The 22,376-nt window shown below is 67.8% G+C and carries 14 protein-coding genes and 2 tRNA genes; 8 read left to right on the top strand and 8 right to left on the bottom strand.

The features are described from left to right. The first annotated feature begins 97 nt into the window (after positions 1-97). From NL241_RS24995 to NL241_RS24985, 3 genes are all read left to right on the top strand, one after another. Positions 98-9,334: a fatty acid synthase subunit beta domain-containing protein gene (locus tag NL241_RS24995; RefSeq protein WP_494395340.1), complete on the top strand. Its 9,237-nt coding sequence runs from the start codon at positions 98-100 to the stop codon at positions 9,332-9,334. Positions 9,335-9,370: 36 nt separating this feature from the next. Then, a complete protein-coding gene (gene acpS, locus NL241_RS24990; RefSeq protein WP_487693399.1) occupies positions 9,371-9,763 on the top strand; it encodes a holo-ACP synthase AcpS in 393 nt (130 codons plus the stop codon). Positions 9,764-9,857: 94 nt separating this feature from the next. Next, complete coding sequence (locus tag NL241_RS24985) at positions 9,858-11,189, top strand: dipeptidase (RefSeq protein ID WP_487693401.1); 1,332 nt, start codon at positions 9,858-9,860, stop codon at positions 11,187-11,189. Here NL241_RS24985 and bcp read toward each other — a convergent pair. Further along, positions 11,186-11,659, bottom strand: coding sequence for a thioredoxin-dependent thiol peroxidase (bcp, locus tag NL241_RS24980; RefSeq protein WP_487693402.1), 474 nt, complete (start codon positions 11,657-11,659; stop codon positions 11,186-11,188). The two genes, NL241_RS24985 and bcp, sit on opposite strands and share 4 nt — an antisense overlap. Before the next feature lie 125 nt (positions 11,660-11,784). On the opposite strand from bcp, the gene NL241_RS24975 reads away from it, so the two are divergent. Further along, complete coding sequence (locus NL241_RS24975; protein ID WP_487693403.1) at positions 11,785-12,009, top strand: DUF3618 domain-containing protein; 225 nt, start codon at positions 11,785-11,787, stop codon at positions 12,007-12,009. Positions 12,010-12,475: 466 nt separating this feature from the next. Here NL241_RS24975 and NL241_RS24970 read toward each other — a convergent pair whose 3' ends face one another. Both NL241_RS24970 and NL241_RS24965 read right to left on the bottom strand, forming a co-directional pair. Next, the gene (locus NL241_RS24970) at positions 12,476-13,564 is read right to left on the bottom strand and encodes a DUF2855 family protein (RefSeq protein ID WP_494395339.1); all 1,089 of its coding nucleotides are present in this window, start codon (positions 13,562-13,564) and stop codon (positions 12,476-12,478) included. A 62-nt stretch (positions 13,565-13,626) separates the two neighbouring features. Further along, entirely contained in the window at positions 13,627-14,397 is a 771-nt protein-coding gene (locus NL241_RS24965) for an emopamil-binding protein (protein WP_494395338.1), read from the bottom strand. Between the two features lie 89 nt (positions 14,398-14,486). Between NL241_RS24965 and NL241_RS24960 the strand changes: the two genes are divergently transcribed. Continuing rightward, positions 14,487-15,767: a cytochrome P450 gene (locus tag NL241_RS24960; RefSeq protein WP_487693406.1), complete on the top strand. Its 1,281-nt coding sequence runs from the start codon at positions 14,487-14,489 to the stop codon at positions 15,765-15,767. Here NL241_RS24960 and NL241_RS24955 read toward each other — a convergent pair. Beyond that, positions 15,757-16,161 carry an Rv1352/Rv1906c domain-containing protein gene (locus NL241_RS24955; RefSeq protein WP_487693506.1) on the bottom strand — a complete coding sequence of 135 codons (405 nt, stop codon included), beginning with the start codon at positions 16,159-16,161 and terminating at the stop codon, positions 15,757-15,759. The two genes, NL241_RS24960 and NL241_RS24955, sit on opposite strands and share 11 nt — an antisense overlap. A gap of 182 nt (positions 16,162-16,343) precedes the next feature. Then, positions 16,344-16,419 (bottom strand) — tRNA-Lys (locus NL241_RS24950). A 182-nt stretch (positions 16,420-16,601) separates the two neighbouring features. Here NL241_RS24950 and NL241_RS24945 point away from each other — a divergent pair. Beyond that, positions 16,602-17,822: a L,D-transpeptidase gene (locus NL241_RS24945; protein WP_487693407.1), complete on the top strand. Its 1,221-nt coding sequence runs from the start codon at positions 16,602-16,604 to the stop codon at positions 17,820-17,822. Here NL241_RS24945 and NL241_RS24940 read toward each other — a convergent pair whose 3' ends face one another. The 3 genes from NL241_RS24940 to orn form a co-directional block, all read right to left on the bottom strand. Next, the gene (locus NL241_RS24940) at positions 17,823-18,359 is read right to left on the bottom strand and encodes a hypothetical protein (RefSeq protein ID WP_494395337.1); all 537 of its coding nucleotides are present in this window, start codon (positions 18,357-18,359) and stop codon (positions 17,823-17,825) included. A 67-nt stretch (positions 18,360-18,426) separates the two neighbouring features. Then, positions 18,427-18,499, bottom strand: a tRNA-His gene (locus NL241_RS24935). A 42-nt stretch (positions 18,500-18,541) separates the two neighbouring features. Next, positions 18,542-19,189 carry an oligoribonuclease gene (orn, locus tag NL241_RS24930; RefSeq protein ID WP_487693409.1) on the bottom strand — a complete coding sequence of 216 codons (648 nt, stop codon included), beginning with the start codon at positions 19,187-19,189 and terminating at the stop codon, positions 18,542-18,544. 94 nt (positions 19,190-19,283) lie between these two features. Between orn and NL241_RS24925 the strand changes: the two genes are divergently transcribed. Both NL241_RS24925 and NL241_RS24920 read left to right on the top strand, forming a co-directional pair. Next, entirely contained in the window at positions 19,284-20,837 is a 1,554-nt protein-coding gene (locus tag NL241_RS24925) for a helicase HerA-like domain-containing protein (protein WP_487693410.1), read from the top strand. Positions 20,838-20,840: 3 nt separating this feature from the next. After that, a complete protein-coding gene (locus NL241_RS24920) occupies positions 20,841-22,346 on the top strand; it encodes a DUF7782 domain-containing protein (RefSeq protein ID WP_494395336.1) in 1,506 nt (501 codons plus the stop codon). The last annotated feature ends 30 nt before the right edge of the window (positions 22,347-22,376 follow it).

The following is a 22,376-nucleotide window of genomic DNA, read 5'->3' as shown; positions in this document are numbered from 1 at the left end:
CGCAGGGCAGCGCAGGTCTGAGACCTAACAACGAATGCCATTCGGTCAGCACTGGACCGAGTGCCGTTCACCCAGAAGTATCTAGGAGACATACACGGTGACGATCTTCGAGCACGACAAGCTTGCTGCTAACTACGACGGTTCCACAAACCCCAATGGCAACGCTGCCGCGCCCGCGCACTCCTCGTCCCACGCCCTGGTGGACCGGCTCACCGACGGTGAGCCCTACGCCGTCGCATTCGGCGGCCAGGGCAGCGCCTGGCTCGAGACTCTCGAGGAACTGGTGTCCTCGGCCGGCATCGAGTCCGATCTGGCGACCCTCGCCGGCGAAGCCGAACTGCTTCTCGAGCCCGTCGCCACAGAACTCGTCGTCGTCCGACCGATCGGCTTCGAGCCGCTGCGCTGGGTGCGCGCGCTCGCAGCCGAGGAGCCGGTGCCCTCGGCCAAACAACTCACCTCGGCGGCCGTATCGGTGCCCGGCGTTCTGCTGACCCAGATCGCCGCTGTGCGCGCGCTGGCCCGCCAGGGTATGGATCTGGCCGCCGTGCCGCCCGTGGCCGTGGCGGGCCACTCTCAGGGTGTGCTGGCGGTCGAGGCGCTCAAAGCCGGCGGCAGCCAGGACGTCCAGCTTCTCGCGCTGGCCCAGCTGATCGGCGCCGCGGGCACGCTCGTGGCCCGCCGCCGCGGCATCTCGATCCTCGGAGACCGCCCGCCCATGGTGTCGGTCACCAACGCCGACCCCGAGCGCATCTACGAGCTGCTCGAGGAGTTTTCCCAGGACGTGCGCACCGTGCTGCCGCCGGTGCTGTCCATCCGCAACGGCCGCCGCTCCGTCGTCATCACCGGCACCCCGGAGCAGCTGTCCCGGTTCGAGCTCTACTGCGAGCAGATCGCCGAGAAGGAGGAGGCCGAGCGCAAGAACAAGCTGCGCGGCGGTGCCGTCTTCAACCCGGTCTTCGAGCCGGTCCAGGTCGAGGTCGGATTCCACTCGCCGCGCCTGTCCGATGGTGTCGAGCTCGTCGCCGAATGGGCCGAGAAGGTGGGCCTCGACGTCGAGCAAGCCCGCGCCATGACCGAAGCCATCCTGGTGAGCCAGGTGGACTGGGTCGACGAGATCTCCGCGCTCCACGACGCCGGCGCCAAGTGGATCCTGGACCTGGGCCCGGGCGACATCCTGACCCGGCTCACCGCCCCGGTGATCCGCGGTCTGGGCATCGGCATCGTCCCCGCCGCGACCCGCGGCGGACAGCGCAACCTGTTCACCATCGGCGCCGTCCCCGAGGTGGCCCGGCCGTGGACCAGCTATGCCCCGTCGCTGGTCACCCTGCCCGACGGCTCGGTCAAGCTGTCGACGAAGTTCACCCGCCTCACCGGTCGCTCGCCGATCCTGCTCGCCGGCATGACGCCGACGACGGTCGACGCCAAGATCGTCGCCGCGGCGGCCAATGCCGGCCACTGGGCCGAGCTGGCCGGCGGTGGCCAGGTCACCGAGGGGATCTTCAACGACCGCATCGCCGAGCTGACCACCCTGCTCGAGCCCGGGCGTGCCATCCAGTTCAACTCGCTGTTCCTCGACCCGTATCTGTGGAAGCTGCAGGTCGGTTCCAAGCGGCTGGTGCAGCGCGCCCGTCAGTCGGGTGCGCCCATCGACGGACTGGTCGTCACCGCGGGAATTCCCGACCTCGAAGAGGCCGTCGAGCTGATCGAGGAGCTCAACGGCATCGGCATCAGTCACGTGGTGTTCAAGCCGGGCACCGTCGAGCAGATCCGCTCGGTCATCCGCATCGCCACCGAGGTGCCCACCCGGCCCGTCATCGTTCACATCGAGGGCGGCCGCGCCGGTGGCCACCACTCGTGGGAGGACCTCGACGACCTGCTGCTGGCCACCTACTCCGAACTGCGCAGCCGCGCCAACATCACCGTCTGCGTCGGTGGCGGTATCGGCACACCGGAACGCGCCGCCGAGTACCTGTCCGGCCGTTGGTCGCGGGGCTACGGCTTCCCGCTGATGCCGGTCGACGGCATCCTGGTGGGAACCGCTGCGATGGCGACCCTCGAATCCACCACCAGCCCGCAGGTCAAGCAGCTGCTGGTGGACACCACCGGCACCGAGCACTGGGTCGGCGCGGGCAAGGCGCAGGGCGGTATGGCTTCCGGCCGGAGCCAGCTGGGCGCCGACATCCACGAGATCGACAACACCGCATCGCGTTGCGGCCGCCTGCTCGACGAGGTAGCCGGTGACGCCGACGCGGTGGCCGCCCGCCGCGACGAGATCATCGCCGCGATGGCCAACACCGCCAAGCCGTACTTCGGCGACGTCGCCACCATGACCTACGAGCAGTGGCTGCGCCGCTTCGTCGAATTGGCCATCGGCGAGGGCGATTCCACCGCCGACACCAAGCGGGACCACTCGCCGTGGCTCGACGTCACCTGGCGTGACCGCTTCACCGACATGTTGCAGCGCGCCGAGGCCCGCCTCGACGCCAAGGACTACGGGCCCATCGAAACCCTCTACGGCGCAACCGAAGAGGGCGAGGCACTGCTGGAGAACCCGCAGCAGGCGATCGCTGCTCTGCTGGAGCGCTTCCCGGATGCCTCGACGGTCAAGCTGCATCCCGCCGACGTCCCGTTCTTCATCAACCTGTGCAAGACCCCCGGCAAGCCGGTCAACTTCGTGCCCGTGGTCGACAAGGACGTGCGCCGCTGGTGGCGCAGCGACTCGCTGTGGCAGGCGCATGACGCCCGCTACTCCGCTGACCAGGTGTGCATCATCCCCGGCACCGCCGCCGTCGCCGGGATCACCCGCGTCGACGAGCCGGTGGGTGAACTGCTCGACCGCTTCGAGCAGGCCGCCATCGACGAGGCCGTCACTGCCGGAGTCCAGCCCGCTGCGGTGCTGTCCCGGTTGCAGAACGTCTCCAGCGCGCTGTCGCTGGTCCTCGATGCTCCCGACGTCCTGTGGGCCGGTCGTACCGCCACCAACCCGGTGCACCGCATCGCCGCACCCGCGGAATGGCAAGTGCGCGACGAGAGTTCCGCCACGCACCATGCCACCGGCGCTCGCCTCGAGGTCGCTGACGAAAAGGTGATCCTGAGCGTGCCGCTGTCGGGCACCTGGATCGAGATCGCCTTCACCCTGCCGTCCTCCACCGTTGACGGTGGTGCCCCGGTGGTCACCACCGACGACGCGGCCACCGCCATGCGCGCGGTGCTGGCGATCGCCGCCGGCGCCGAGGGCCCCGAGGCACTGCCGGTCCCGGTGGACGGCACCACCACGGTCACCGTCGAGTGGGACCCGGAGCGCGTCGCCGACCACACCGGCGTCACCGCCACCTTCGGCGCCCCGTTGGCGCCGACGCTCACCGTGGTTCCCGACGCGTTGGTCGGCCGCTGCTGGCCCGCGGTGTTCGCCGCCATCGGTTCCGCTGTCACCGACTCCGGCTTCCCGGTGGTCGAGGGTCTGCTGAGCCTGGTGCACCTGGACCACGCCGCCTCGCTGGTGGCGCCGCTGCCCAAGGACAAGGCCGAATTGACGGTTGCCGCAACGGCTTCGGCGGCTTATGACACCGAGGTCGGCCGTGTTGTGCCGGTGTCGGTGACCGTGAGCGCCTCCGACGGCACCGTGCTGGCCACCCTCGAGGAGCGCTTCGCGATCCGTGGGCGCACCGGCGCGGCCGAGCTGACCGACCCGCTGCGCGCCGGTGGTGCGGTGTCCGACAACGAGACCGACACCCCGCGTCGCCGTCGTCGTGACGTCACGCTGACCGCGCCGGTCGACATGCGGCCGTTCGCGGTGGTCTCCGGTGACCACAACCCGATCCACACCGATCAGGCCGCCGCGCTGCTGGCCGGCCTGGAATCGCCCATCGTGCACGGTATGTGGCTCTCGGCCGCCGCCCAGCACGTGGTGACCGCCACCGACGGCAAGCCCGTCCCGCCGGCCAAGCTGCTCGGCTGGACCGCTCGCTTCCTCGGCATGGTCAAGCCCGGCGACGAGGTGGACTTCCGCGTCGACCGCGTCGGTGTCGACCTCGGCGGTGAGGTGCTCGAGATCGCCGCCCGCATCGGCTCCGATCTGGTGATGTCGGCGACCGCGCGACTGGCCGCCCCCAAGACCGTCTACGCGTTCCCCGGTCAGGGCATCCAGTCCAAGGGCATGGGCATGGATGTGCGCGCCCGGTCCAAGGCCGCCCGCAAGATCTGGGACAAGGCCGACAAGTTCACCCGCGAAACCCTCGGCTTCTCCGTGCTGCACGTGGTGCGGGACAACCCGACCAGCCTGATCGCCTCCGGGGTGCACTACCAGCACCCCGAGGGCGTCCTCTACCTGACGCAGTTCACCCAGGTCGCCATGGCCACGGTGGCTGCCGCCCAGGTCGCCGAGATGCGTGAGCAGGGCGCCTTCGTCGAAGGCGCCATCGCCTGCGGTCACTCCGTCGGTGAGTACACCGCGCTGGCCTGTGTGTCGGGCGTGTACGAACTCGAAGCGCTGCTGGAGGTGGTGTTCCACCGCGGCTCGAAGATGCACGACATCGTGCCGCGCGACGCGCAGGGCCGGTCCAACTACCGCCTGGCCGCCATCCGGCCGTCGCAGATCGATCTCGACGACGCCGACGTCACCGACTGGGTGGCCGGGATCGCCGAGCGCACAGGCGAATTCCTGCAGATCGTGAACTACAACCTGCGTGGCTCGCAGTACGCCATCGCCGGTACCGTCCGCGGCCTGGAGGCGCTCGAGGAAGAGGTCGAGCGGCTGCGCGAGATCTCGGGCGGCAAGCGGTCCTTCATCCTGGTTCCGGGTATCGACGTCCCGTTCCACTCCAGCGTGCTGCGGGTCGGTGTCGCCGACTTCCGCCGGGCGCTCGAGCGTGTCATGCCGTTCGACAGCGATCCCGCGCTGATCGTCGGGCGTTACATCCCGAACCTGGTACCCCGGCCGTTCACCCTGGATCGCGACTTCATCCAGGAGATCCGCGATCTGGTGCCCGCCGAGCCGCTCGACGAGATCCTCGCCGACTACGACACGTGGCGTAACGAGCGTCCGTCGGAGTTGATGCGCAAGATCGTCATCGAGCTCCTGGCCTGGCAGTTCGCCAGCCCGGTGCGCTGGATCGAGACCCAGGACCTGCTGTTCATCGAGGAAGCCGCAGGCGGTCTCGGTGTCGAGCGGTTCGTCGAGATCGGTGTGAAGTCCGCACCGACCGTCGCCGGTCTGGCCACCAACACCCTGAAGCTGCCCGAATACGCCCACAGCACAGTGGAAGTGCTCAACTCTGAGCGCGATGCCGCGGTGCTGTTCGCCAACGACACGGATCCCGAGCCGGAGCTCGAGGTCGACGACACCCCGGCACCGGCGGCCGAGGCTTCGCCGGCCGCAGCGGCTCCCGTGGCGGCTCCGGCCGCGCCCTCGGGTGGTCCCCGCCCGGACGACATCTCGTTCGACGCGGCCGATGCCACCGTGGCGCTGATCGGCCTGTCGGCCAAGATGCGGCTGGACCAGATCGAGGCGCTGGACTCCATCGAGTCCATCACCGACGGTGCGTCCTCGCGACGCAACCAGCTGCTGGTCGACCTGGGTTCCGAGCTGAACCTCGGTGCCATCGACGGTGCGGCCGAGGCCGATCTGGGTGCGCTCAAGGGCCAGGTGTCCAAGCTGGCCCGCACCTACAAGCCGTTCGGCCCGGTGCTCTCCGACGCCATCAATGACCAGCTGCGCACGGTCCTCGGGCCGTCCGGCAAGCGGCCGGCCTACATCACCGAACGTGTCAGCAAGACATGGGAACTCGGCCCCGGCTGGGGTAAGCACGTCACCGTCGAGGTGGCGCTGGGCACCCGCGAGGGGTCCAGCGTCCGCGGCGGCGCCCTCGGTGGTCTGCACGACGGTGCGCTGGCGGACACCGCGGCCGTCGACAAGGCGATCGATGCCGCCGTCACCGCGGTGGCCGCTCGCAAGGGCATCGCCGTGTCGCTGCCTTCGGCCGGCGGTGCCGGCGGGGGAGGCGTCGTGGACTCGGCGGCCCTGGGTGAATTCGCCGAGAAGGTCACCGGCCCCGACGGCGTGCTGGCTTCGGCTGCCCGCCTGGTCCTGGGACAGCTGGGACTCGACGTCCCGGTCACCGCGCCCGAAGGATCCTCCGACGCCGCGCTCATCGACCTGGTGACCGCCGAACTCGGATCGGACTGGCCGCGACTGGTCGCGCCGTCGTTCGACGCCAAGAAGGCCGTCGTGCTCGACGACCGGTGGGCGAGCGCCCGCGAGGATCTGGTCAAGCTGTGGCTGACCGACGAGGACGAGATCGACACCGAATGGCCGCGCCTCTCAGAGCGTTTCGAGGGTGCCGGACATGTGGTCGCCACCCAGGCGACATGGTGGCAGGGCCGTGCGCTTGCGGCCGGTAAGCAGACCCACGCGACGTTGTTCGGCCGCATCGCTGCCGGCGCGGAGAACCCGGGCAAGGGCCGCTACAGCGACGAGATCGCCGTGGTGACCGGTGCGTCCAAGGGTTCGATCGCCGCGGGTGTGGTGGCACAGCTGCTCGACGGCGGCGCCACCGTGATCGCGACCACCTCGAAGCTCGACGACAACCGGCTGGGGTTCTACAAGAACCTCTACCGCGACCACGCCCGCTTCGGCGCCAAGCTGTGGGTGCTGCCCGCCAACATGGCCTCCTACTCCGATATCGACGCACTGGTGTCGTGGGTCGGTAGCGAGCAGACCGAAAGCCTTGGGCCGCAGTCGATTCACCTCAAGGATGCCCAGAACCCGACGCTGCTGTTCCCGTTCGCGGCGCCGCGGGTGTCCGGCGACCTCTCCGAGGCCGGCTCCCGGGCCGAGATGGAGATGAAGGTGCTCCTGTGGGCCGTGCAGCGGCTCATCGGTGGCCTGTCCACCATCGGTGCCGAACGCGATATCGCCTCACGTCTGCACGTCGTGCTGCCCGGTTCACCCAACCGCGGCATGTTCGGCGGTGACGGCGCCTACGGCGAGTCGAAGGCCGCGATGGACGCCCTGGTGAACCGCTGGAGCGCGGAATCCTCCTGGGCGCAGCGGGTCAGCCTGGCGCACGCGCTGATCGGCTGGACCAAGGGCACCGGCCTGATGGGTCACAACGACGCCATCGTCGGCGCGGTCGAGGAAGCCGGCGTCACCACCTACACCAACAGTGAGATGGCGGCGATGCTGCTGGATCTGTGCACCCCGGAGGCCAAGGTCGCCGCGGCGTCCTCGCCCATCAAGGTCGACCTGACCGGTGGCCTGGGCGATATCAAGCTCGACATGGCCGAGCTGGCCGCCAAGGCCCGCGAGGAGATGTCCGCCGAAGCCGCCTCGAACGACGAGGACGAGCTCACCGGGACCATCGCGGCCCTGCCGTCCCCGCCGCGCCCGCACACCCCGGCGCCCGCGCCGGAGTGGGCTCCGCTGGACATCGATCCCGCGGATCTGGTGGTCATCGTCAGCGGCGCCGAACTCGGCCCGTACGGCTCGTCACGCACCCGCTTCGAGATGGAGGTCGACGGCGAGCTGTCGGCAGCCGGCGTGCTCGAACTGGCGTGGACCACCGGGCTGATCAAGTGGGAAGACGACCCGAAGCCGGGCTGGTATGACACGGCCAGCGGCGACCTGGTGCCCGAATCCGAACTGGTCGAGCGGTACCACGACACCGTGGTGGAGAAGTGCGGTATCCGTGAGTTCGTCGACGACGGTGCGATCGACCCCGATCACGCGTCGCCGCTGCTGGTGTCGGTGTTCCTGGACAAGGACTTCAGCTTCGTGGTCTCCAGCGAGGCCGACGCCCGGGCGTTCGTCGACTTCGACCCCGAGCACACCGTGGTGCGCCCGGTGCCGGATTCGAGCGACTGGCAGGTGATCCGCAAGGCGGGCACCGAGATTCGGGTGCCGCGCAAGACCAAGCTGTCGCGGACCGTCGGGGCGCAGATCCCGACCGGCTGGGATCCGACCGTGTGGGGCATCAGCCAGGACATGGCCAACTCGATCGACCGGGTGGCGCTGTGGAACATCGTCGCGACCGTCGATGCGTTCCTGTCCGCCGGGTTCAGCCCGGCCGAGCTGATGCGTTGGGTGCACCCGAGCCTGGTGGCCAGCACGCAGGGCACCGGTATGGGCGGCATGACCTCGATGCAGACCATGTACCACGGCAACCTGCTGGGCCGGAACAAGCCGAACGACATCCTGCAGGAAGTCCTGCCGAACGTCGTTGCCGCGCACGTCATCCAGTCCTACGTGGGCAGCTACGGCGCGATGATCCACCCGGTCGGCGCCTGCGCCACCGCGGCGGTGTCGGTCGAGGAGGGCGTCGACAAGATCAAGCTCGGCAAGGCCGAACTCGTGATCGCCGGCGGTTTCGATGACCTGACCCTGGAAGCCATCATCGGCTTCGGTGACATGGCGGCCACCGCCGACACCGAGGTCATGCGGGCCAAGGGCATCAGCGACTCGAAGTTCTCCCGCGCCAACGACCGTCGGCGCCTGGGCTTCCTGGAAGCCCAGGGCGGCGGCACCATCCTGCTGGCCCGCGGTGACCTCGCGGTCAAGATGGGTCTGCCCGTGCTGGCGGTTGTCGGTTACGCGCAGAGCTTCGCCGACGGTGTGCACACCTCGATCCCGGCCCCGGGCCTCGGCGCCCTGGGCGCCGGCCGCGGTGGCAAGGACTCGGTGTTGGCACGGTCGCTGAACAAGCTGGGTGTGGGAGCCGACGACATCTCGGTGATCTACAAGCACGACACCTCGACGCTGGCCAACGATCCCAACGAGACCGAGCTGCACGAGCGCCTCGCGGACTCGATGGGACGCTCTGAAGGTGCACCGCTGTTCATCGTCAGCCAGAAGACGCTGACCGGCCACGCCAAGGGCGGTGCCGCGGTGTTCCAGATGATGGGCCTGTGCCAGGTCCTGCGCGACGGCGTGATCCCGCCGAACCGCAGCCTGGATTGTGTCGACGACGAGCTGGCCACCTCCGGTCACTTCGTGTGGCCGCGGGAGACCCTGCGGCTCGGGGAGAAGTTCCCGCTCAAGGCCGGTCTGGTGACCAGCCTCGGGTTCGGGCACGTCTCGGGTCTGATCGCTCTGGTGCACCCGGCGGCGTTCCTGGCGACGCTGAGCGACGACGAGCGGGAGACCTATCTGGCTCGAGCCGAGGAGCGCACGCTCGCCGGCAAGCGCCGGTTGGCGTCGGCCATCGCCGGTGGTCGCCCGATGTACGAGCGGCCCGCCGATCGCCGGTTCGATCACGACACGGCCGAGAAGCCCCAGGAAGCGGCGATGCTGCTGAATCCGGCTTCGCGATTGGGTGATGACGACATCTACATCCGGTGATCGGTCGGTGACCGCTGATCCGTTAGGGTTCACGGCGTGGCGATAGTCGGAATCGGTATCGATGTGGTGTCCATCCCCGACTTCGCCGAGCAGGTCGACCAGCCCGGGACCGTGTTCGCCGAGACGTTCACGCCGGGGGAGCGCCGCGACGCCGCCGACAAGAGTTCGGTGGCGGCGCGGCACCTGGCGGCCCGCTGGGCGGCGAAAGAGGCTGTGATCAAGGCGTGGTCGGGGTCGCGGTTCGCGCAGCGGCCGGTGTTGCCGGAGGGGATCCACCGCGACATCGAGGTGGTCACCGACATGTGGGGCCGGCCGAAGGTCCGGCTCACCGGTGCCATCGCCGAGCACCTGGTCGATGTGACCATCCACGTGTCGCTGACCCACGAAGGTGACACCGCGGCCGCCGTCGCCATTCTCGAAACCAGCTAGCGCCGCACCACCCTTCTGGCGCTCGCCAGATGGGGGCACACCGTCTGAGCCTGCACGGAGAGGCGGCTGCGTCCGGCAGATTACTGTGGGCGCCATGACTGATCTCGTCGCACGCGTCCAGGAAGTCCTGCCGTCGGTCCGCGCGGACCTCGAGGATCTGGTGCGCATTCAGTCGGTGTGGGCCGACCCGGCCCGTCGCGACGAGGTGCACCGCAGCGCGCAGAAGGTGGCCGACCTGTTCACCGGCGTCGGATTCGACGACGTCCGGATCGTCAGCGAAGGCGGCGCCCCGGCCGTCATCGCCCGCCATCCGGCACCGGCCGGCGCGCCGACGGTCCTGCTGTATGCCCATCACGATGTACAGCCCGAAGGCGACCCGGCGCAATGGCATTCGGCGCCCTTCGAACCGACCGAGCGCAACGGCCGGCTCTACGGCCGCGGCACCGCCGATGACAAGGCCGGTATCGCAACACATCTGGCGGCCATCCGCGCCTTCGAGGGCAATCCTCCCGTCGGTGTCACCGTGTTCGTCGAAGGGGAAGAGGAGTCGGGTTCCCCGTCGTTGAGCAGGCTGCTGGAAACCCACCAGGACCTGCTGGCCGCCGACGTCATCATCATCGCCGACTCCGACAACTGGAGCACCGAGATACCGTCGCTCACGGTGTCATTGCGCGGTTTGGCCGATTGTGTGGTCGAGGTCGAGACCCTGGACCACGGCTTGCACTCCGGAATGTGGGGCGGGGTGGTGCCGGACGCCATCTCGGCATTGGTGCGCCTGCTGGCCAGCTTGCACGACGACCAGGGCAACGTGGCGGTCAAAGGGCTGCATCACGGCACCGCGAGCGAGGTCGACTACACCCCGGAACGGGTGCGCGCCGACACCGGAATGCTCGACGGCGTGCAGGAGATCGGGGAGGGGTCGGTGCCCGAGCGGCTCTGGGCCAAACCGGCGATCACCGTCATCGGTATCGACACCACTTCGGTTGCGGCGTCCTCGAACACACTGATTCCGCGGGCCCGCGCCAAGGTCAGCATGCGGGTGGCCCCGGGTGGGGATGCCGGAGCCCATCTGGCGGCGCTGCGCGCCCACCTCGAGGAGCACGCCCCGTGGGGCGCGAAGGTCACGGTCACCCCCGGGGATGTCGGGCAGCCCTACGCCATCGACGCCACCGGCCCGGTGTACGACGCTGCGCGTACCGCGTTCCGGCAGGCGTGGGGCGTCGACGCGGTGGACACCGGGGTGGGCGGGTCGATCCCGTTCATCGCGGAGTTCGCCAAGGCCTTCCCGGCGGCCACCATCCTGGTGACCGGTGTCGAAGACCCGAACACGCAGGCGCACAGCATCAACGAGAGCCTGCACCTCGGGGTGCTGGAACGTGCCGCCACGTCGGAGGCACTGCTGCTGCAGGCGCTGGCGCAGCGCTAGACCGAGATGTCGCGGCGCAATTTGGCGACGTGACCGGTGGCCTTGACGTTGTACTGGGCCACCTCGATGTTGCCGTCTTCGTCCACGACGAATGTCGAGCGGATCACGCCCTGCACGGTCTTGCCGTACATCTTCTTCTCGCCGAACGCGCCCCACGCGGCGAGCACGGACTTGTCCGGGTCGGACAGCAGCGGGAAGGTCAGCTCTTCGTTGTCGCGGAACTTGGCCAGCTTCGCGGGCTTGTCGGGGGAAATGCCGACGACGTCGAGTCCGGCGCCGTTGAGTTCGGCGAGGCTGTCGCGGAAGTCGCAGGCCTGTTTGGTGCAGCCCGGCGTCGAGGCGGCGGGGTAGAAGTACACGATGACCTTGCGGCCCTTGAAGTCCGCCAACGCGACGGTGTTGCCGTCGGCGTCGGGCAGGCTGAACGCAGGCGCTTTGTCGCCCACCTGGAGACGGGGGGTTTCGGACACGTGGAACTCCTCACGGCGGTGTCAGTAGAACGTGCGGTACCCGGCTGAACTAGGGTAGTGCGGCAGGATGGCATCTCTCGTAAGGAGATCCCCGAAGGGGTTAGTGCCGGAGGAAGTGAGGAACCGTGCCGGACCGAGATCCAGAAGAGATCCGGAAGGACATCGACGAGGCTCGTGATCGGCTGGCCTCCACCGTCGACGCTCTTGCCGTGCGCGCCAATCCCACCCGCATCGCCGAGGACGTGAAGGCCCGAGTGCTCACGTTCGTGACCAAACCCGCCGTGGCGGCCTCGTTGGCCGGCGTGGGGTTGGTGACGGTGGTACTGATCATCCGCAGGGCGCGCCGCTGACATACGCCCGCATCAGCGGCGGCGGAACCACCCGAAACTCAGCCGAAACGACGGCGGGTTCGCCTGCAGCCCCAGCCGGCTGCAGCTGTGGACGAACAGCACGTCCGAATTCTCTGATTGCGGAGTTACATCTGTGTCGCATGATGCTTGCGCTGCTGTGGTGTCTGGAAAAAACCCCAGCGTAGACATTGGCTAACTCCCCGCTTCATCTAACCGCGGCCGGCACGCCGCGGGTTCAGCTAACTGGATGGTAACAGCCGGGACCAGAATGCTGCACGCCGAAGCTGCGCACATGGTGTCAGAGCCGAAGAAAGACGGGAATGCAGATAACTTCAATGTGTCACCACAACGCGGATGCCAGCGCCACCGCGGCACATATTGACTCAAACGCTGATTAGATACGGCACCGGATGACGAAACTGACTGACGGGCAAATAACGGCCGTTTGCCCAGCAGGTGCTCGGTCTCAGACGGACAGGATGTGGCCCTCGCTCGCCGCGACGGTGCCATCGAGGAGCGCTGCGTAGCAGGCATCGATCGCCGTCGTTCCGCGGCCACGCACAACGGTCAGCCACGGGTTCTCCGCACGGGTCACCGGCTCCATGAACGCGGCCCAGGCAACGCCGAGGCGCTTCTGCAGATCGGCCGCGCCCCACTCGGCGGTGCGCTTCTGCAATTGATCGGGCGCGAAGAACAAGACGGGGGCCGGCCCCGGCAGATCCTCACCGCCGCCGAACTCGTTCCAGTGCGTCGCGCCGACAGCGCAGCTGTAAGCGAGTTTGTCCTCGAGTCGCCGATGTACGGCCGCGCGCACCTGCGCACTGCCACTGAAATCGACGTACACCGCGGCGTTGTCGGCCAGGGCGTCGGCGACGTCGTCGTAGCAGAGCACCTGGTCATAACAGCCCAGTGACCGGGTGAATGCCGCATTCGCCGGCGAGGTGAGTCCGACGACCTTCACCGCGCTGAGGCGTAGACCGAGGCAGAACGCGGTGCCGTAGGCGGTCTTGCTGGATGCGCTGGACAGGATCACGGTGCCCGTCCCGAAGAAGCCGTTGTCGGCGAGGAAATCGTCGATGAGGAACGACGTGCCGAACTGCGGCCGCAACAGGGCTTGCTGAGGCTCGAGTTCGGGGGTGTAGCCCGGATCGGCGCTGCAGCGAATGTAGGTGTTGTAGATCGGCGCACGCTCACGCCGGTGGGCGGCGCCGTCGACAAAGCCGCGGGCGTCGTCGTGAGTGGGTTGCAGAACAGCTTCGTCGGCGACAGGCCAGTATCCGTAGAAGCGGTCACCGACGTCGACGCCGGCATACCGGGACTCGACGACGGAGGCGAAGCCCCACACCGGCAGGCTGCCGGTGGTGGCGTCACCGGTCGGAAAAAAATCCCAATAGTTCATCGCGTCCCCGAACGCGGCGTAGGTGATGTTGTTCGACGTGAGCGCAAATGCGTCGACATGGCATCGCACTTCGCCGTCGGCGAGTGCGGCCGAAGGGGTGGTATCCCAGTGGGTTCGCCGCACGTCATCACGCTGGACGACAAATCGTGTGGTCATGGCGGAGCTCCTTCCCAGCCCGAAGTCTGGCAGGTCCGCACGGCCGTGGATGGGGTAGCGCACTACCTCTGAGATTGCTGACCCGCGCGCCGCGTCAGGTAGTCGATCTGGAGGTAGATCGAGTAGAGCACCAGCGGCGGCAGCACGATGAAGGGCACGTTCTCGCCGATGAACTTGAACCACAGCCCGAAGCCGCCCTGCCCGATATCGGCGAACCCGGCGCCCACTTCGGAGATGAAATACACCGCGGTGCTGCTCATCAGGACGGCACAGCCGGCGAAGGCGATCCACAAGCTGCGGATGCGGCGCTCCGTGGGCAGATCCTTGCGGATCAGCCGCGTCCACATCGTGAAAACGATGACGCCGGTGCTCACTCCGACCACTTCGAGTCCGAACACCCACGGATTGCCGCTCGTGTAGCGGGTGTCGGCGAGGCCGTACTGCCACCACAGCCACTTCCACCCGGGGTCGTCGGTGGGCGCCCACCAGCCGAAGGGATGTCCGATCAGGAACATCAATTCGTAGCCGATCTGGCTGCACGCGGTGTAGGGCAGATAGAACAGTGTCAGCTCGGCGGCCTTGTCGAGCCGGGTTCGTTGCTCACCCGGTGCGTTCCAGAGGATGACGAAGGGCAGCAGCATCACCGGCACGCCGAACAGCACGTTGGCGACGACGTCGGAGCTGAACGTCGGCTCGATGAAGCCGGCGGAGACGCCCACCGTCATGACGAGGAACACCACCGCGGTGAAGATCGCGACGCCGAGATAGATCCTCAACCGGTGGGGCGCCCCGGGCCGGGACAGGTCGTGGCGGGGCTCGGCCAGGGTAGTCACGATTGACGCCCGCCGCGCGCTGTGTGAATGTCATACGCAATCATGAGAATTACATTCTCATGAGCGGCAGGCCGATCGGAGGACTTTGCATGGCCACCGGAGACTCCGACGTCGATTTCTTCCGCGACCGGCACCTCGTCACCGATCCCTACCCGTACTTCGACGACCTCCGACGGCGGTGTCCGGTCATCACGGAAAAGCACTACGGCGTGGCCATGGTGACGGGGTGGGACGAAGCGGTGCAGGTGTACAACGACGCGGCGTCGTTCTCCTCCTGTACGTCGGTGACGGGGCCGTTCCCGGGGTTCCCGGTCCCGCTCGATGGCGACGACGTGAGCGCGCTGATCGACAAGCACCGGCACGAATTGCCGTTCAGCGATCAACTGCCGGCGCTCGACCCGCCGGCGCACACCGACCACCGTTCGTTGCTGATGCGGCTGATGACGCCGAAGCGGCTCAAGGAAAACGAAGACGCGATGTGGCGGCTGGCCGACGAGGTGCTCGACGACTTCCTGGCGCCGGGAGAAGGCGAGTTCATCAAAGGTTTTGCCAGCCCCTTCACCCTGCTGGTGATCGCCGACCTGCTCGGGATCCCGGATGACGACCGGGAGACCTTCGTCCGCGGAATCCGCGAGCACTCCGGCGGCGGTATCGGCAGTACCGGTGAGGCGGCGCTGGCACACAGCCCGCTGGAGTTCCTCTATGCCCAGTTCTCCGACTACATCGCCGCCCGCAGGCGCACCCCCCGCGATGACGTGCTCACGGGGCTGGCCGAAGCCAGCTTCCCGGACGGCACCACCCCGGACGTCGCAGATGTCGCGCGGGTGGCCACCAATGTGTTCTCCGCAGGACAGGAGACCACGGTGCGGCTGCTCAGCGCAGCGGTGCAGATCCTCGGCGACCGGCCCGATATCCAGGCGCAGGTGCGCGCTGACCGCACCCTGTTGCCGAACTTCATCGAGGAGACACTGCGCGTCGAGAGCCCGGTCAAAGGTGACTTCCGGCTGTCCCGGGTGCCTGTGACCGTCGGTGCGACACGCCTCGACGCCGGCACCACCGTCATGGTTCTCAACGCCGCCGCCAACCGGGACCCGCGACGATTCGCCGACCCCGGCACCTTCGACCTCACCCGCCGGAATGCCCGCCAGCACCTGGCGTTCGGCCGGGGCATCCACAGTTGCCCGGGTGCCCCACTGGCGCGTGCCGAGACGCGGGTGGGCCTGGAACGAATCCTGGACCGCACCAGCGATATTCGGATCTCCGAGCGTCATCACGGCCCGGCTGGGGAACGCGCGTATCGCTACATCCCGACCTACATACTGCGCGGGCTCACCAAACTGCATCTGGAATTCGACGTCCTCACTGACTGAGCGTCCAGATGCATCCACCCTCGGTCCGGATGATGTCTCCCAGGAAGGCGTTGAGCTCGCCCGGGCCGTAGGTGAACCCGCCCGAGAGAGCTTTCTCGAAGGGTGCCTCCTTGTAGGGGAGCAGGGTCCATCGGCATGCGGCGCCGGATGTGGGCGAGCCGGTGGTGGCGTACCTCCCGGCGGCCACCACCTTGCCCACCTCGTACACCCCGTCCCCGGGCATCGCCGTCACGGGGTTGGTGGTCGACGTGATGGTGGTGGCCGTCGGTACCAGCTTCGTGGACGTCTCGGTGACGGTGATCAACTGATCGGTCCGGAACAAGCCGGTTGATGAACATCCCGTCAACACTGCGGCACCGATGAATCCCGCAACGCCGCGTTGTGCGCCCGTCATGATCACGGGGACGACGTTGCGTGACGGTCGGTGCTCCGCGAAAGAGCCTCTCCCGATCTATATCGAACATTTCAGCGAAACCCCAGCTTTGGCGGCGATTTCGAAGGCGGCTCACAGGTCGCCGACGCCGGCGCACAAAAAAATCCGGCCGCCCCGGGGATTCCCGTCGCGGCCGGATTTTGTGGTGCGCCGTCAGGGTTTCGAACCCCGGACCCGCTGATTAAGAGTCAGCTGCTCTACCAACTGAGCTAACGGCGCGTGAACTGCGTGAGAGACGATAACAGGCCGAGCGCCTCTGACGGAAATCCGTATGCTGAACTGCGGGCGAGGGGGAGCGACGGCGAGGTCGCGTCCACTCTGTGACTGCCCTTAGACTCTTTGCCAACGGCGCATGCTATTTGAATGCGTTCTGACGGCCCCGGTTGTGAGGTGGAACAGGTATGTGGCAGGTCCGTTCGGTGACCCGTCCGCGCGGCTATCGACCCTGGCTGGTGGCGTTGCTGTTGGTTCCCACAGTGGTGCTGACACTGAGCGCGTGCGCCAACAACACCGCCGCGCCGGTGGCTCAGACCATCGAGAACAAGGGCACCCCGTTCGGTGATCTCCTGATTCCCAAACTCACCGCCTCGGTGACCGACGGCGCGGTCGGCGTCGCCGTCGACCAGCCCGTCACCGTCACCGCCGAAGACGGTGTGCTGGGCCCGGTGACCATGAAGGACGAGGACGGCACCCTGATCCCCGGCCAGCTGAGTAAGGACGGGCTCACCTGGTCCACCACCGAGCCGCTGGACTTCAACGAGAGCTACACGCTGGAGGCGCGTTCACTGGGGCTCGGCGGTGAGGCCAGCCGGCGGATGGCATTCGAGACACATTCGCCCGAGAACCTGACCATGCCGTACCTGATGCCCGGCGACGGCGAGACCGTGGGCATCGGGCAGCCGGTGGCCATCCGCTTCGACGAGAACATCCCGAACCGGGCTGCGGCCGAACGTGCCATCAAGGTCACCACCAAGCCGCCCGTGGAGGGCGCGTTCTACTGGCTCAACAATCGCGAAGTCCGTTGGCGCCCACAGCATTACTGGGAGCCGGGCACCACCGTCGATGTCCAGGTGAACACCTACGGTGTCGATCTCGGCGACGGGCTGTTCGGGCAGGACAACGCCAGCACCCAATTCACCATCGGTGACGCGGTGATCGCCACGGCTGACGACACCACCAAGACCATCACGGTGCGCGTGAACGGTGAGGTGGTCAAGACCATGCCGACCTCGATGGGCAAGAACAGCACCCCCACCAACAACGGGGTGTACATCATCGGAGACCGCTACGCCGATCTGGTGATGGACTCGTCCACCTACGGAGTGCCGGTCAATTCACCCAATGGTTACCGCACGGAGGTGGAGTACGCCACGCAGATGTCTTACAGCGGCATCTATGTGCATGCCGCGCCGTGGTCGGTTGGCAGTCAGGGCTATTCGAATGTCAGTCACGGCTGCCTGAACGTCAGCACCAGCAATGCGCAGTGGTTCTACAACAACACCAAGCGCGGCGACATCGTGGAGGTCGTCAACACCGTCGGCTCGCCGCTGCCCGGTACCGACGGCCTGGGCGACTGGAACGTGCCCTGGGATCAGTGGCAGGCCGGTAACGCCAGCGCCTAGTCAGGACCGCACCACCTCGATGGTTCCCGGGTCCTCCGGCAGATAGCGCAACCGCACCCGCGCGCCCGCGGGCACCACACCGTCGGCACTCGTCCGGCCGTGCCACTGGTGCCCGCTGTCGTCGGCGTACTGCACCGTCACCCGCGTCATCGGTACGGCGCCGACGTAGTACCGCCACGCTTTGGCCACGGTGCCGGTGGTGACCACGCCGTCGTGGCTGAGTCGCCGCCGTTGGTCGGCGGCGGCACGCAAACGGTTGTGCGCTAACTCGATTGCGACCGCCCCGATCAGCGCGAGCGCCACGGTTGCGTAGCTGCCCGCGCCGAGGCCGACCGCCGCCACGAAAGCGGCGAACGGCAGCAGCGCCACGCGCAGCGACAGGACGGGGTGCACGAACACTCCGGCCACGGCCAGCAGCGCAGCGGCGGCCAGCAGCCAGGCTGCCAACCCACCCTCGGTCAATGAACGGCCCGCGGCGAACCCGCACCCCAGTGCCGCGGCCCAACATCCCCAGGACGTGATGCGCCGGTGTGTCACCGTCCAATTGTGCGGGGCATGAACGCAGAAACGCCGCCCACTTGCGTAGACGGCGTTCCCGAACCGGGGTGGCTGACGGGACTCGAACCCGCGACAGCCAGGATCACAACCTGGTGCTCTACCAACTGAACTACAGCCACCATCGCTGCTACCGGTGAACCGGATGTGCAGCGTGGTAGATCTTAACCGGTAGACCCGCTCGGAGCCGAATCGGTTTCCTCCGGCGTGGTTCCCGGCGGGCCCAGGGTGGCCGCTACCGCGGCGATATCGCTGGTAGACGGCCCGGGTGGACTGACGAAGGCGGTCTGCCGGTAGTACTTGAGTTCGCGGATCGACTCGTGGATATCGGCCAGGGCGCGGTGCGCCAGGCCTTTCTCCGGCTGGCCGAAGTAGATCCGCGGGTACCACCGTCGGCACAGTTCCTTGATCGAGCTGACGTCGATCATCCGGTAGTGCAGGTAGTTGTCCAGCGTCGGCATGTCCCTGGCGAGGAATCCACGGTCGGTGGCGATCGAATTGCCGCACAGCGGCGCGGTGTTGGCGGTCTTGACGTGAGTGCGGATGTAGTCGAGCACGGTCGCCTCGGCGGTGGCCAGGTCGACGGTGGAGGCCTTCACCTCTTCGGTCAGCCCGGATCGCGAGTGCATCTGTTTGACCACATCGATCATTCCCGACAGCGCGGCGTCGTCGGCGTGGATCACCACGTCCACGCCGTCGCCGAGGACGTTGAGGTCGGCGTCGGTCACCAGGGCCGCGATCTCGATCAGCCGGTCCGACCCCAGATCCAGCCCCGTCATCTCACAGTCGATCCACACGAGTTCTTCACGCACAGGGCTTCACAGTAGGCCCACCTGCAGGCAGAGGCCTATTCACACCCCGGGTCGACGTAAGGTCAGGAGCCGAAGCCGGCGAGAGGACGCGTCCATGACCACCGGATCCGGGGATATCAGTCCGGCTCGACAAATCGCCGCGGGTTATGCCGCCGCCGGCGCATCGTTGCAGCTGGGAGCCGTGGTCGTCGATGGGGTCGTAGATGCGGGCGCGCAGGTGCGCATCCCCTTGGCGACGATGAACCGGCACGGGCTCGTCGCGGGCGCCACCGGGACCGGCAAGACGAAGTCGCTGCAGGTGATCGCCGAGCAACTGTCGGCTGCGGGTGTGCCGGTGGTGATGGCCGATGTCAAAGGCGACCTCTCGGGACTGTCGCGGCCCGGCGAATCCGATGACGCAGTGGGCCAGCGTGTCGCCGACACCGGCGACGACTGGACGCCGACGGGGTTCCCGGTGGAGTTCCTGTCGCTCGGTACCTCCGGTGTGGGCGTCCCGGTGCGCGCGAGCATCACCAGCTTCGGGCCGATACTGCTGGCGAAAGTGCTGGGGCTGAACAAGACCCAGGAGTCCACCCTGGGCTTGATCTTCCACTGGGCTGATCAGCAGGGGTTGCCGCTCCTGGATCTCAAGGATCTGCGTTCGGTGATCCAGTTCCTCACCAGCGACGAGGGCAAGCCGGAACTCAAGGCGCTGGGTGCGGTGTCGACGACGACGGCGGGGGTGATCCTGCGAGCGCTGGTGAACCTCGAGGCCGAGGGCGGTGACACCTTCTTCGGCGAACCCGAACTCGAGCCCGACGACCTGATCCGGGTGGACGGGCAGGGCCGTGGAGTCATCACCTTGTTCGAACTCGGTAGCGACGCAGCCCGTCCGGTGCTGTTCTCGACATTCCTGATGTGGGTGCTCGCCGACCTGTTCACCGCGCTGCCCGAGGTGGGCGATGTGGACAAGCCCAAGCTCGTGTTCGTCTTCGACGAGGCACACCTGCTGTTCGCCGACGCGTCCAAGGCATTCCTCGAGCAGGTGGAGCAGACTGTCAAACTGATCCGATCCAAAGGCGTCGGTGTCTTCTTCTGCACGCAACTGCCCACCGACATTCCCAACGACGTCCTCTCGCAGCTCGGTGCGCGCATCCAGCACGCCCTGCGCGCCTTCACCCCGGATGACGAGAAATCGTTGCGCAAGACGGTGCGCACCTATCCCAAAAGCACGGTGTACGAACTCGAGTCGGCGCTGACGTCGCTGGGCACCGGCGAGGCCGTCGTCACCGTACTGTCGGAGCGGGGTGCGCCCACCCCGGTGGCGTGGACCCGGATACGCGCACCTCGGTCCCTGATGGACACCATCGGACCCGAGGCCATCGCAGCGGCCGCGAAAGCCAGCCCGCTGCAACAGGAGTACGGCCAGACTGTCGACCGGGATTCCGCCTACGAGCGGTTGACCGCCAGACTGGCGCCCGCACCGGAGCTGCCACCGGTACCCGCCGACGTGTATGTGCCACCCATGCCGGCCCCCGCCGAGCCCGGCATGCTGGAGAAGATGATGGACAGCCCGGCGTTCAAGAGCGCGATGCGCTCAGCGGGTACGGTGATCGGCCGTGAGATCACCCGCAGCATCTTCGGCACCGGCCGTCGTAGGAGGCGTTGACCCATGGAGCCGCTGAGTTCAGGCGAGGTGGTCGATGCACTGAGCGCCGATCTGCGGTCGGCGGACTACACGACCGACGGCGTGGCCGGGCTCTTGGGCGCCGACGCCGGCGCGGCCTTCAGCCGGGGGCTGTGGTGGTCGGCCTTGCGCGCCACCGACCGTGCCGACGCAGATCAGCAGCGGCTGGCGGTCCTGGTGCGGCTGTTTCTCCTCGGTGCCGACGAGTCCAGGGACCGGGTGGCGCTTGCGCTGCCGACCGTGGGGATCGACACGCTGATCGACAGCGGTGTCGTCGACGTGACCGGACAGGGCAGCATCCGGGCCGCCCTCGACGTGCGCCCGCACAGCGACGGCGTCCGCGACTTCCTGGTGGTCTCTGATCAGGACGCCGCGATGCGCCCGGGTCCGGTGCGCCCCGACCACGTCCTCGGAATCGGCGGCGCATCGGTTTCGCTGGCCCATGCCGTCGTCCGCGATCCGGTACGGCGCGCGCTGGATCTGGGAACCGGCTGCGGTATCCAGGCGCTGCACCTGGACGCGCACTGCGACCAGATCGTCGCCACCGACACCAATCACCGCGCCTTGGCGCTGGCCGCGGCGACCGCCCGGCTCAACGGGATGTCGTGGGATCTGCGGCACGGCAGCATGTTCGAGCCGGTGGCCGGTGAACGGTTCGACCTGATCGTGTCGAACCCGCCGTTCGTGGTGGGCACCGGCGCGCTCGACTTTCAGTACCGCGACTCCGGCATGGCCGGAGATGCGTTGTGCGCCAAGTTGATCGAGCAGGCCGGTGCGTATCTCGAGCCGGGTGGCACCGCACAGATCATGGCCAACTGGATTGTCCGCGAAGGCCATGACTGGCGTGACCGCGTTTCCGGCTGGCTGGCGGGCTCCGGACTCCACGCGTGGGTGGTGCAACGCGAGTTCGCCGACCCGGTGAGCTACGTGTCGTTGTGGACCTCGGATGCGGGGGAGTTGCCGGAGGACGCGGCCCGCCGCGGAGGGCAGTGGCTGGATTGGTTCGACGCAGAGGACATCGCCGGGGTCGGCATGGGCATGATCACGCTGCGGGCACCCCGCCCGGGCGAGCGGCGGCCGCCGGATCAGGTACTCGAAGAGATCACCGGCGCCGATGAGATGTTGACCGGCCCGGAGGTGGCAGCGTTCTTCGCCCGCCGGGAGTATCTGCACGACACAGGAGATGAGCAGCTGTTGGGCACCCGGTTGTCCACGGCGCCGGTGTTTCTCGAAGAGCAGTCACTGCCCGGCCCCGACGGGTGGCAGCTGGTGGGCGCGGCGGTGCGCAGGCCGGGCGGGCCCGCCGCAGTTCTGGGCGTCGACGAGGTGTCGCGTGCGCTTCTGGCGGGATGTCGCGGCGAGGTGCCGTTGGGGATGCTGCTCGATCTGCTGGCCGCACATCACGGCGTGGACTCGGGTGCCTTGGCCGAGGCCGCGTTGCCGGTGGTGCGGGAGGCGATCGGACGCGGAATCCTCTACGAGGCCACCTGACTCACCTCGACTCACCTCAGCTGACCTCAA

This window comes from Mycolicibacterium sp. SMGY-1XX (assembly GCF_059132455.1).
This window is presented reverse-complemented; position numbering and strand designations above follow the sequence as displayed.

What these genes read in the sequence shown, in the direction of transcription:
- NL241_RS24985 (WP_487693401.1), top strand. Translation starts at nt 9,858, where the DNA reads ATGACTGATCTCGTCGCACGCGTCCAGGAAGTCCTGCCGTCGGTCCGC.
- NL241_RS24970 (WP_494395339.1), bottom strand. Translation starts at nt 13,564, where the DNA reads ATGACCACACGATTTGTCGTCCAGCGTGATGACGTGCGGCGAACCCAC.
- NL241_RS24960 (WP_487693406.1), top strand. Translation starts at nt 14,487, where the DNA reads ATGGCCACCGGAGACTCCGACGTCGATTTCTTCCGCGACCGGCACCTC.
- NL241_RS24955 (WP_487693506.1), bottom strand. Translation starts at nt 16,161, where the DNA reads ATGACGGGCGCACAACGCGGCGTTGCGGGATTCATCGGTGCCGCAGTG.
- NL241_RS24945 (WP_487693407.1), top strand. Translation starts at nt 16,602, where the DNA reads ATGTGGCAGGTCCGTTCGGTGACCCGTCCGCGCGGCTATCGACCCTGG.
- NL241_RS24925 (WP_487693410.1), top strand. Translation starts at nt 19,284, where the DNA reads ATGACCACCGGATCCGGGGATATCAGTCCGGCTCGACAAATCGCCGCG.
- NL241_RS24920 (WP_494395336.1), top strand. Translation starts at nt 20,841, where the DNA reads ATGGAGCCGCTGAGTTCAGGCGAGGTGGTCGATGCACTGAGCGCCGAT.